Genomic DNA, 12,774 nt, shown 5'->3' with positions numbered 1-12,774 from the left:
AGAACCAGGGTTTCAAAATCACATTCAGCTTTGTAGTCGGCTAAACCCAGCCGAACAAAATAACGGAATATATCCTCGAAACCATTTACCGAAGTTGTAGGACTATGCATTTGATGCATGGTTACCAGGCAGATTTCCAGAGGAGATAAACCGCTGTTAATAAATAGCAAATTAGTCTTAGTATCCAGCTTTATCTTCATACTGCTCACGAAATTATCCTGTACAAACCGGCCCAGACGAATATCGCCCAGAAGCATACCGGCTACATAGGGTAGTTCCGGTTGTTGCGGGCTTAACGGAATAATAATGGGATTATGCTCCTGATAATAATTTCCCAGTTTACTGATAATTTCCTCGAGGTTGTCCGCTACAGGCCCAGCCAACTGGCCCAGATAAATATTTAAATCCTTTATCTCAGATATATGATTTAAATTCTGGTGTATCAGCAACAAATTTTGTTTAATCTTTTCATCCTCAGCGGTCAGCATATCAATGTTGCCCTGATACCTGGCTGCCCGTCTGGATATTATTGTGCTATCCGGACCCCAACGCACCGGATAATCCTGCGGGTCCAAAGCCCTGTTAATCAGTTCAGCCAAAGCTATGCATGCAGGGAAGGAAATAACTTTGAGTCTCATATTAATTTATCGTCTGAAATCTATTATGTATGCAGTGAAATATTACTGAGAGATTTTGCTAAGAACAAGCTTAATGGTGTCATACTTCGTCAAGCTCAGTATGACCATTGTCTTTGTCACCCTGAGCATGACGAAGCGTGAGTTACACTCTAAATGATGTATGTTCTATTTGCCCCGCTCTATTTCTCTGGCCCTCTCAATTATTTCCGGCTGCAAACCAAGGCTCTCGGCTACATCGATAGCATGCGAAAGCTGATGGCCTTCTTGAACACGATGGGTAAAAATAACTTCCCCCGGGTTTCGCAAGTCTGTATGAAAATTATAGACCCCTGTTATTTTATGGTTCAGAGACAAAAAGTCAGCCACATATTCATGATGATGATGAGCTATAGTTAACAGATGGCCGCGTTCGGCAATATCTGTTGTGAAGCCATAGGTCAGCGCACCCTGATACTTCGGGGGGACTGTGGAAAAGGTTTCATCATCTGCCACAAAAGCCAGCTCACGTTGTTGCAGAAATTCATACAGTTTTTTGCGATAAGTTATTTCTGTGCCGCCGGCGCTAAGATTTTTATCGGTTCTTGCCTTGACCCTGGTTGTAATAGCCACGCCGTCCATAATGGGCATCGTGGCTTTTCGGGCAGGCGCAAAGCCGGTTACCTGAGCACAAAGCATACCCAGGACCAGTGATTTTTCAGCCATGGACTTTCCTGACATATTAAATCCGGAAAGAATTTTGACCCTTTCCGACTTATCCGGAGTATTATAGGCAAACGAATTGTGTACCTGCTCGGCTTTTGGAGAAAGCAGGCTCCAAAGTTCTGTTAAATTCAGCTCACCGTTTTCATTAAACTCTACTTCGGCAAATCCCTCCTCCTTAAAAAACTTAGCCAAGGCAAAAAGAGTATCCAGCTTTTTAATCTCCATTTCCAACTGGTCAAAATTCATGTTGGCGTTGCCAGTCAACTCATAATTAATTTTATCCTCTTTTAATCGTTCCAGGATTTGCAGACCGTTGCTAAACTCACCCCAAAAAGCTTTTAAGCAACGTTCAAAATAATTGGCCAGTTGATGTAAATAGACAGAGTCATAACTCTTCATTAGAGAAACCAGTTCCTGACTGTAATCACGGCCATCCAAAAACAAGTTGATAAACTTGAACATTACCAAAGCTTTGTTAAACAAAGAATCAGCGCTGTTATAGACCTTTTCAAACTCAGGGCTATATTTGGCAAACAACTCATTAAGTTCTATGGTATTCAAATCATACAAATTCACAGGTTTGACAAGCGGTTTCAATTTCTTGTATAACTGAGATACAATTTTGCCCATAGCCCGCTTCGTGACCTCAGTGTATTTCTCGGGTTTGCTTTTTAGTTTGGCCAACTTCAATACTTCCCGGTAAAGAGCGCTGCGCTGCTCTCGATACGCTTTACTATCGGTTTCATCTTTATAATCATGGACCCGTTCCATACGGTCCTGTTCCTTATGGATTTCCAGAATTCGGGTAAGCTTGGCAAAGTCATTTTCCAAATCCAGTTTTTCGGCAGGCAGTTTAAGCAAATCTACATTCAGTTTAACAGCCAGCATAAACATGCCTGTATCGCTGACTTCTTCTCTGTAATAGTCTTTGTCCTGTCCTTCCATAATCTGATTATAGGTTTTCTCCAGCATAAAGCTGTTAAAACGGTCAAAGGCTCCGGCAATTCCTGTGAAATGAGAGAAATATCGCATTTGTCCCCAGAGCTTATCAAAAAGAGTTGAAAATTCCGAATACCTGTCGTTGGCTATAAGCTCGGCAAACAGGCGTTGTCTTTCCAGCAAAGCCGCCGGCTCCAGAATCGGAGCCTCATAAAAAAAATCTTGCAGTAAAAAATCCCAGGCTTTTACGTTTAACCTGCGCAGGCCATACTTAAAGTCTTCATCATCGCTTAATTTCAAGAACAGCCTTTGGTATTTAGGTCTGGGAACAGGCGTATATAAATTTCTCAAGCGATCCCTGCTTTCCTGAATATCCTCAGTATGTTTTTTAAAAAGCGTGGTTACCTTTATTTTTTGTCTTCCGGTTTCTTTTTCCCAAATCTCAATTTCCCGTTCAATCGGAATAAGTTCATCCAGAGACGGGAAAAAAGGCATAAACCCTACAGCCTGCTGTTTCATCAAAGCCCTCTCAGCGTCGTTATACCTATGCAGTTGTTTTACTTTTAACGGCTTAATTTCTGCGGGCTTAAGATTTCCCTGTAAATAATCACGGGCAATCTGCAATACACGCTCGTTAAAGCCCATATTTTCTGCAATCTCCAAAATATGCGACTCGGAGATGCCAGGAACTAGTTTATACAAAAATTCTACTTTTCCGTCAGCTAAGGGCCGCGTTTGCAAATGGTAAATACCGACGTCAGCGTTTTCCAGATTTGCTTTTACAAAAAGATCATTATGGGTAGCGATCCGTACTTTAACAGCTCTCTCACGACAATAATCTGCAAAGGCTTGCAAAATCCAGTTTTGATCGGTATGCGCGGTGGTGGAACCCCACTCATCGGTAATAAGCAATGCCTTGCCAGTACAACCTGCCGCCTTATCAAGAAGTTCGCGCAAGTTCATCACATCGCTGCCGTAAGCGCTGAGATTGTTGGCGGCGTCAGTTAGCCCACGGCCCAATAAACCCAGGATATGATAAATATGCAAATTAGCGCTGTTTGCCGGTACCAAACCCGTGGACTGCGCCAGGATGCGCAACTGAAAATCGGTTTCCGAATTAAATGATTTTCCGGACATGATATCGCCGGTAAGCACTGTGATCGCTTTGTCTTTGGGTGAATCATTCGGTACTTGTCTTTTTTTAGGACTGCCGCATTTTCCATCCGAACAGGAGTCGTATTTCTTTTTGAACTGCCAGGCGCCTATATAATTCTCTGCATAGTCTTCATCGAAGGTCACCAATGCGTAACCGCTATCGGAGGCAATTTCGGCCAAGCGTAAAATGGCGCCCAAAGCCTGGATTTTACCTTCAATAGAATGAAGTAAATCGTTCATCGCCTCAAACATTGTAAAATTACCGTTTAACGCCTTTTGCAAGGCTTCATGCAAATCAAGGGACTGTAAAGCTTTGGTCAGGACTGTGCCATGCCCGGACAGAAAATTGTCAGGCAGTAACAATAGTGCTGTTGCTAAATTGTTCAGCATTTTCGGGATAACGGTCAGCTCTTTCATAAAACCGCTAACCGTATCCAGATCATCAAAACTATTTTTTCCCTTGAAGGTAATTTCAATTTCAGGCCAGTTGAGGCTAACCGCGTAATCCTCAAAAAGCTGTCTGATACGCGGCCTGGGCTGATATTCTTTGTCCACTCGCCTTACGACGTATTCTTCGTAATCGACGTCCAGTAAATATTTAAACGCCTTGCGCAAATCATAGAACCTGTTTTTATCCCTGATCAACTGTTTAAGCTGCATTTGGTCTGCCAGCAATGTTTTGAAAACCTGTTGTCTCGTAAGGATTTCGTTTAATTCAGAGGAAGGATTCTCAACCATTCTCCAAAAAAAGGTGGATTCCTGCATGTTTACTTTTATTTCCTGTTCGGCAAATCCCCGTTTTTCTTTGTCGCTATCCGTGATCCTTATAACTCTTGACTGATTGGAGCAACCCCAGAAAAGCTCATACAAATTTTTTGCCGATCTTGTTTGTAATAAAACCTCTGTAAATGAAAGCAATTTATATTTCATAATAAACTAATAAACTACAAAGTGATGGTCTTGTCTGCCTTCCAGTTTGATGTACAATCCTTCCTTTAACAGATTCCCGTATCTCTGATAGACCACATTGGTATCAAGGTCTTTAAGACAATATTTCTCTGTATCATACAAAAGGTTATGCAGACTTTGGGGCAGACGAACCAATCCTTCCTGGGTTGTATCTCTGGTATTGGCAATAAGCATTTCCAAAATAGCGGGATATCTGGCCGCATGCTCATACAGTCGCCACTTTTCCATGGAATTATTAAAATAAATTATTTCACTTCCACGGCTCTTTTGAGCTGCGTAAGCATAGAAGTCTCCTTCAGTCTGCAACGGTATTGGCCGGTCGATAACGCTACCCTGTCTGGCCGCCAATCTGCTCAGGACATCCATAACCTCTTTGTCACGAGTCAATTTTTCCAGAAACCAGAAACGCTTGCTGAAATTCTGCTTGTAATTGTCTGTGGCACAGGATGTTCCAGGTTCATTAAGGTTCAAATCTGTACGGGCCAGAATTTCATCAGGGAACATCAGGCTCATTATGTCCTGCAAAGGAATTGTCAGTGTTTTGGCTGTAGATCCGGCAAAACGCAGCAGGATTTCCCTGCCAAATTCGCGGGTCATGTGCTCGGGTTTTACAGGTACCTTATTGGGAGAAACCATGAATCCCAGAAACTGAGTGAGATAGTTAGCCAGATAAAGCGGTTTAAACCACAAGGTATCAGTTCCCCGCGTATTATATAAAAACTGGGGCAAAGTTGGTTTATCGTGAGTGGTAGTAAATAATTCGCTATGTGGCGGAATATTTTTTATAAAGGGGAAATTCGCCTGATGCTGCTCATCTATGGAAACATGCATCAAAGGTAAATCATACCCTTCCCCGCGCAATTTTATAATGGCCAGCTTTACAGCATACATTCTGTCGGGGTCTCCCAGGGTTTCTCCGCCCACTTCCAGACCTGCATCCAGTATGAGTTTAAGCATGTCATAGACTTTATCTTTCATCTGTCCGATTACCCAGTCCTTATCGGGCATAGCTGAATACCGGCAATTAGGATTATTAATAATATCCGTTTCATATAAAGGCAGCTCAAAAAAACCTTTTACAGGATGCCTGCCATCCAGCGTTCCTTCCTGTTTTTCCATGGCAGGGAAATTATATTTATTGGTAAAACCGCAAAGGTGGTCCAGATATATTCTGTCCACATATTGCGCCAGATATTCCAGCCTTTTTTTTAGAAACCTTTCAAAGGCGTAACCGCTGCGGTACTGAGGATTCCCCCAGTTCTGCTCGTTGTAGCCGTTATCACGTTCCAGATAACAGCCGATATTATAACGCAGATCAAAAACATCCCGCTGTAATGCCCATACATCTCCGCTGGCAGAGGGATCGATACCGTAAGCCAAATTAACTTCCCTTTTTATTCCCAGCGCTCTGGCCGCTTTGGCTTTTATCAATTCCTGTTCATGGCATAAAAATTGAGTATAAACATACTGTTCATTAAAACGCTCATATTCTGCGGCATTATCTATCATAAATCTGTCCACAGCCGGGTTATCCATCTTACGGAAAGCATCAGGCCAACTTCTAAAATCATGGCCATAACCTCTACGGGTCATTTCTTCCTGAATAAATAAATGTTCGGAATTGTATTTTAACCACTCCTCATTATTTTTCATAAAATCTTCATAAATAGCAGTACGTTCTACATCAATTTTTTTATCATTCAAATTTCTGAAAAAAATACGGGAGGCTTCGCTCATTATCAATCTCTGTGAATATCTGAGCCTGGTAAAATCAATCGTCTGTGGTCCCTGGAGAATTTCCTGCGGCTTATTTGTTGCCTCTTGTCTTGAACCTGAACATGAGTAACCATGATAATAGACAGGTTGTATTTTTCTTAAAGGCACCATATTTTTAAGCATTTCATTATTTTTAATTTCAGTAACCTGCAGCAAATCCAGGCTATCCGGGTTTAGTCCGAAAGCAGCTCCGGAAAATGGGCTGACAGTAGAAATATGAGTCTGGGTTATCGGCATATTGGAAAAATTTCTAATATTTGCTGAGGCAAAAAGTTTTTGTGTTAATGTGCTTTCAGAGCTATGGGTACCTGCCAGCTGTTGACAATTTCTGAGACCTTCCTGTTCCAGAGCTAGTGAAGGAGTATGGATAACCAGCTTGAAAATATTATCATTTACGGAAATAATTTTAGAGGCCATATAACTTCCTCGCTTCTTTTACCGCGGATTGCAAAGCCGGAACAGCCCCTAAAGCCTGATTATCCACATTATAATTAAACTCAATAAAAATATTATCCCTGAAATTGAGGCCATAATCTTCTCTTAATGATTCGATAAGCAGCAATTTGAAATAAGTTCCACCCGATAATTTATGGGTAATAATAAAATTATTCCAATCCTGCCTTACACCATTAAATTCAAGGCCCAAACTATCCTTATGAAGCTGTGCAATATGGGCTGCCCACATCCTGACCATTAATTTAATTATGATGTCAGCTTCCCTGATATCCGTAATGACCTCCAGCAAGTCGGCGATATTCACATTTTCAATGGCAACTTTAGGGTCCAGTCTGCCGGTTTCAGACTTCAGATTGTGATTATTGATTATGTAGTGATCAAAAATAAAAAGGTTGTTATATTTATTGTCGAGTAAATACTGATATAACCATTTCGCGAAGAAATCACCGGCGACTCCGGAAGCCATGCTCTCCAAATCAAAAAAATTACCGCACCAGGGGCAGGCTTGTGTTTGACGTGCCTGAATAAGTTTCTGTAAAAAATCTTCAGATATACCGCATGAATCCGCTTCTTTGCGAGTTTCATCCCAGACTTTTCTAACTTCAGGGCTGGTAAAGTCCATTAAATTATGGCCCAGTTCTCCGGCTGACTGTTTTCTGCCGGTTAGTATCTTGCTGGTCAACTGCTCATTATTATTTCTGCTAACTTCGATCTGTACGCCGCCGATACCAGTGCCGCCTCCGTATACTGTTACAACCAGGCTCTGCCCGGCTTTGAGATTGCTGATATTATCGGCCACAGTCCATGGGTAATGGTTAATATGGCCTTGTTTTTCTGCTTTTTTTATCTGTTCCTGCACAGCTGCCATGCCTTCGCTGTCCACATCATTCAAAGCAATAACCGGCAAACCGAACTTTTCTTCCAGATATTCCACTATTTCCAGTCCCCAGCCAAAACCATGTATCCTTGAAGCCCTTATCGTACCTTGTTCATAGTCGATAAGGCCGGCGCTGGAAAAAGCAATACCCAGGAGTTTGAAATTATTAATACCTCCCTGTGAATTTATTAAATCCCAAATCCCTTTTTTAATACGGGCCAGCTGGATCTGCTCCAGATGTCCCCGCTGATTCAGGTCCAGAATATCCAGCGAATTTATGTGTAAATTACGAATAAAATGTAATGTGTTCAAGATACGCTGTGTGTCACCGTTAAAAGGGAATTGCAAGGCGGCATTAACTTCCTCATCGGAAATTTCCGGAAGTTGAGCGGCTATAGTGTGCCTGGCCAGGACTTTCCCTGCTTTAACCAATTCAAAACGAAAATTGGTAGAACCGAAAGAAAGCGCTATGCAGGTATCAGCGTCCGGATTTGTTCTTGTTATCAAATCTCTGTTGTTCAACCTGTTCACGACGTTATGCCGCGGGCCTATCTGTTGTGCTTCAGCCGATACCACTTTAATTGATTCCAGTCTGTAGCCGATATCACTGTTTTGTGACTTTTTGTCGAGCAGCATATTTATTTTGTCGATATAAACCTGTGGCATATCCAGCACAATTTTGTCTTCCACCATCAAATTGCTCATTCTGGAAATATACAACGCTATGGCTCGTAGACGATCATCATCGGTCTCAATATTTTGCAAAGGTATGGTAAAACTCATTATCCGGCCGCCAAAAGCATTCATGCTTCCGCTTACTTCTTCAGGCAAAATCAGGCTGTCAGTTCCCAATGCTACGGAACTTACAGCTATCAGTTTCTTGTTCATATTAATCCTCTTTCTTCTAATGGGTGTCATCCCCGACCTGATCCGGGATCCAGTATTTTTCTGAACTCTGGATTCCCGCGTCCGCGGGAATGACAACCAAATAAATGGCTAATAATTTTTATACTGGATATTTATCGTTTTACTTTTATGATAATTTCAGAATTTTTCATGTAAATTTTCTAATTTGATTTATGCAATTTACAACTACAACGTCCGAAATATTAAAAGGTACAGATAATGAAAACTTATAATAAAATTTCGGCGCTTACTGAAGTAACAGCCATTCTCAATATCCAAAGGCTTCTCAACAGAACTTTTGCTGACCGTGCCGGGTTTACCGTCGATCAGTTGGATGCCTGCGCTCAGGCTTATTGTAATTTTGGGGAAATAACCAGATATACGCTGACTTATAATTATTTTAACGTTGAACCGCTGCTCAAGGATATTGCTAATGAAAAAAGCCTGCTGAGTTTTTTACGAAAAACCAGTATTAATTATGAAACCCTTATAAATTCCGGGAATAACAAAAACTGGCTGCATTGTTCGATATCCGCTGAGACACTGGGTCTGCTCAAGCAACTCTATTACAATTATGTAGAAAGTTCCGACATTCTTTTTATATTTTATATGCTGGAGTGTCATTTTAACCTTCAATTTCTTGATGGCAAAAAAGATATCGAGCCGCTTGCCCGCGAATTTTATACACGCCTGGAAAAAGAAATCCTGGAAGCCGGAGTTGACAAGGATAATCAATACCTGCTTTATCCGATTTTCTCCTATCTGGACGTTACTGGTCAACTTAATGAATCAGTAATTCTTAATAAATTGTCAGAGTCGACTGATGAGGAACTAACCGGTTTCTTTGACAAATTTCAGAAAGTGAACTATTGCTCGGTTATTGTAAAATTGTTCAAATATTATTTACTGCATAAAACCCCGGAAGATTTCGCTGAACTGCAGAAAAAAATCAAACCAATACTGTATAAAGAAATACAAAGATGGATAAACAAGGAATTTCCGGATAATGATTCATTTATCGTCTCTGTTTATCTTTACCTGATGCTGGAACCCAATCTGGATAAAAAATTATGGGATACACTAAATACCCAACTGAAAAAACTTCTTAAAAATCTGGTCGTCGGCCCTGAAAATGAAATTACCGATATAAATTTTTATAAGAACCTGCTGCCACCTTTGCAGAAGACAAAACTGCAGCATGACTATCTGGAATTCGCAAAATTATCAGCTAAAGAAATGCTGGCGCATTCTGTTTACGAAAAAAATTCCCCGGATATCAGCAACAAGGTAATTATTAACTCAGGCAGCAGGATGCTGCTTTCCACTATTGAGTTGTTTATTCTTATAAATTTCTTCAATCCTGAATTCACTTTAGATAATAACGAAGTTATCATTAATAAAGAATATACCGACTATATTACACTTGCCGGCAAATTTAACAAACCCGAACCATACACGCTCTTTAATAAAATTTCCTTTTTTAACCTGTATCCTCATTTACTTAAGGAAAGTCAGGATTTAATAAAAATTTTCCCACTGGTTTATTGCCGTGAACTTCTGAGACATTATAATACTAACCCCGGCCAAATTGCCTGGATAATTGTTAATTTCTTTAAAGCCGCACCTGATCAAAAAGAATTTTTGCTGAAAAAATTACAGTCCGGACTATTAAACTTTAAAAAAATCAATAATCTTGACAAACAGTACTGGCAAGCACTGGTAATGTTACTAAGAACCGATATACAAATTTTGAAACTTCCTGTTCTCAACAAACTGCTGGCTTTTTGGCCTGATAATTTTTTGCTGCTAACTCTTTATCATGCTCAAGCGGAGAAAAAAGCGTCTATTCTAAGTAAAATTATCAGCGCTTATAAGGAGTTTGCAAATATGTCCGACGCAGAACAGCTGTTTTATCAAACATATTTCCATAATTCCGACCCAAATTATATAGACAGACAGCTAAATGAACTAAGAGAAAAATATTTACAGGCAGCTTCCGGGATTGAAGCGGAAAGAACCACTACCGGTTTAACTAATGAACAGGAGGGGACTGACCCGCTTGTTGCGGAAGCACAAACAAAAATGGAACGATTACTGTCTGTTGATAAACAATTCTTTAATCATTTAGAAAAAATAGAAATCGTTATTGAAAACCGTCCCGGCGATAAAATCCCACTCAAGAAAAAAGAAAAACTGCTCCAAGAAATCATTGATTATTTTACCTATAAGGCTCTTTATCTGGACGATTTCCTGAAAGAAAACGAACAGCTTATTTTAAAATCGCTCTACTATAAAAAATCAACCAAGGAAATAATTAAAGGTGAAAATCTTCTGACTTATCTGCAAAACAGCGCACTTGAATTTGAGAAAAAAACCGTGGAATACCAGCAGCAACTTGATGCAGTATTAAAAAGAATAACAGAACTGGACCAAATGCGTACTGTTAAACCTGTGGCAAAAAAAACACCAGAAGCTGAAAAACCCAAAGAGGACAATGCTCCACAGCCTATGCAAATCCTGATCAGGGATTATCGCGCACGCACCAAGCCGTCAGGCATTAACGCTTTGGCTGAGCTCTTCAAAAAGCTGGCTGCAGTAAAAGAAAAATTTTTGGAGTCTGAGCACAAGCAACTTACAGATATGATCTTTACTCCGGAAAATTACAGCAACTCCCTGCTCAAAGATTTCATACAAAAAATAGAACTGATAAAAATTAATGAGCACTGTCTCATAGAATTTCATTTCGGCGAACATCATCTCAATGCTGACTTGGACAAGGATGGCAATCTTATTTTTAAGGATATTCCCTCAGAAATGATCGATGATGAAATCATTACCCTGCTCAATATAATGTTTTATGAGTCGCTGCTTCCTGCCCAGTTGAAAACTAAAGAAGACCAAGCCGGCAACCGCAGCAAATTTACATTAATCAGGTACAATCCGCGTACCAGGAATCTGATAGCTGATCATTTTCTACATTATTCACCATTAAGAAAAATATATAAATTCAAATCACCTGAAAATATAAAAGATAAGATCGATATAAAAAATTTATTAACCAATACTGACTATTATGAAAGGTTAAATCTTGGCTCTGAAGAAAAGCCGATTTATGAGCTCAGTCCTCTTACGCTTGACCAGGTCCAGGAAAGGATTAAAGAAGGCACATACGAAAATATCGGGCGTTTTATCTACGTACCGCTATATCGCAAACCACAGCTAACCTCACCAACTGTGGACCGTATTAAACAGTATATATTCAGATATCATCTGCAAAATCGCAAAGAACAGGAACTGCAAGAATGGATAGATAATTTTCGGGAAGGGATGGTAAATGACGATTACCTGGTCATTGATCCGGAGCATGAACTTGGCATAAGCTTCAGACAAGTTCAGTGCAGGGTATTAAATAATCAGAAAGAAATTACCTCAACCGGGTATAATATAAATCTGGTTTTTTCGCATATTAAATTCAGAACGCTATGAGGCTTACTCTACTGGTTTTTTGCCCAGCGAAGATATCAGGGACAGAGCCAAAAAAACAGCGCCGATCAGGCTGGTAAGAAGCTCTGGAATATCGTACTTGATACCCAGCAGCATAATAACAGCCAAAGCTCCAATAGCCCAATGCGCGCCATGCTCCAGGAATCTGTACTTACTTAAAGTTTTTTTCTGAACAAGCATTACAGTAAGGCTTCTTACAAACATCGCGCCGATACCCAAACCGGCTGTGATAAAAATTATGTCCCTGGTAATCGCAAACGCCACAATGACCCCGTCAAAAGAAAAAGAAGCATCCAGTATTTCCAGATATAAAAATAAAGCCAGTCCACCGCCAGCAAGTGACCGTTGCAATGCTTTGCTTTCTTTTTCCTGCATGTACTGGGCAATAGAGCCGACGATTACATACACAATTATGCCCAGAACACCGCTCAACAACATTTCCAGACGTGCAGCAGCCGGAGCCAGCTCCGAGAAAAAAAGAAGAACAAGCAAGGCGATTACAACCTGAATAGACTCAAATTTACCTAAAAGTATCAGGTAATTTTCTACAACTTTAACCCAATGAACATCTTTTTCCTTATCCAGAAAGTAATTCAAAAAAACCATAAACAAAAACATGCCACCGAATGCAGCGATAATAATATGAGCTTCAGAGAGTCTGCGGGCATATTCCATCGGGTTCTGAAAAACAATCTGCAATACTGTTAATGGAGAAATATTAGCGGTAATTGCTACAATCAGAATTGGGAATAAAAGTCTCATCCCAAACACAGCGATAATAATTCCCCAGGTTAAGAACCTTTTTTGCCATTTGGCACTCATGGTTTTCAGAACAGATGCATTCACTACAGC

6 protein-coding genes are annotated in these 12,774 nt (G+C 40.4%); 1 reads left to right on the top strand and 5 read right to left on the bottom strand.

The annotated features are described in order from the left end of the window. The 4 genes from PHV30_10305 to PHV30_10290 form a co-directional block, all read right to left on the bottom strand. Positions 1–638 (bottom strand): hypothetical protein (locus PHV30_10305; GenBank protein ID MDD5457406.1); only part of this gene is annotated, 638 nt, incomplete at its 3' end. Between the two features lie 165 nt (positions 639–803). Then, positions 804–4,364, bottom strand: coding sequence for a hypothetical protein (locus tag PHV30_10300; protein ID MDD5457405.1), 3,561 nt, complete (start codon positions 4,362–4,364; stop codon positions 804–806). 6 nt (positions 4,365–4,370) lie between these two features. Beyond that, on the bottom strand, positions 4,371–6,596 hold the full coding sequence (locus PHV30_10295; GenBank protein ID MDD5457404.1) for a 4-alpha-glucanotransferase: 2,226 nt from the start codon (positions 6,594–6,596) through the stop codon (positions 4,371–4,373). Continuing rightward, the gene (locus tag PHV30_10290) at positions 6,586–8,400 is read right to left on the bottom strand and encodes a hypothetical protein (protein MDD5457403.1); all 1,815 of its coding nucleotides are present in this window, start codon (positions 8,398–8,400) and stop codon (positions 6,586–6,588) included. Before PHV30_10290 ends, PHV30_10295 begins: the two co-directional genes overlap by 11 nt. A gap of 237 nt (positions 8,401–8,637) precedes the next feature. Here PHV30_10290 and PHV30_10285 point away from each other — a divergent pair, with 237 nt between their 5' ends. Further along, entirely contained in the window at positions 8,638–11,904 is a 3,267-nt protein-coding gene (locus PHV30_10285) for a hypothetical protein (protein ID MDD5457402.1), read from the top strand. A gap of 3 nt (positions 11,905–11,907) precedes the next feature. Here the strand turns inward: PHV30_10285 and PHV30_10280 are convergent. Beyond that, on the bottom strand, positions 11,908–12,774 hold an 867-nt coding region (locus tag PHV30_10280; protein MDD5457401.1), incomplete at its 5' end, for a DUF475 domain-containing protein.

It is taken from the genome of Candidatus Margulisiibacteriota bacterium (assembly GCA_028715625.1).
GTDB lineage: Bacteria > Margulisbacteria > Riflemargulisbacteria > GWF2-35-9 > GWF2-35-9 > JAQURL01.
The sequence above is the reverse complement of the archived record's forward strand: the minus strand, read 5'-3'. Positions and strand labels throughout refer to the sequence as shown.

Coding starts and splice junctions, on each gene's coding strand:
- PHV30_10300 (MDD5457405.1), bottom strand. CDS start 4,364: ATGAAATATAAATTGCTTTCATTTACAGAGGTTTTATTACAAACAAGA.
- PHV30_10295 (MDD5457404.1), bottom strand. CDS start 6,596: ATGGCCTCTAAAATTATTTCCGTAAATGATAATATTTTCAAGCTGGTT.
- PHV30_10290 (MDD5457403.1), bottom strand. CDS start 8,400: ATGAACAAGAAACTGATAGCTGTAAGTTCCGTAGCATTGGGAACTGAC.
- PHV30_10285 (MDD5457402.1), top strand. CDS start 8,638: ATGAAAACTTATAATAAAATTTCGGCGCTTACTGAAGTAACAGCCATT.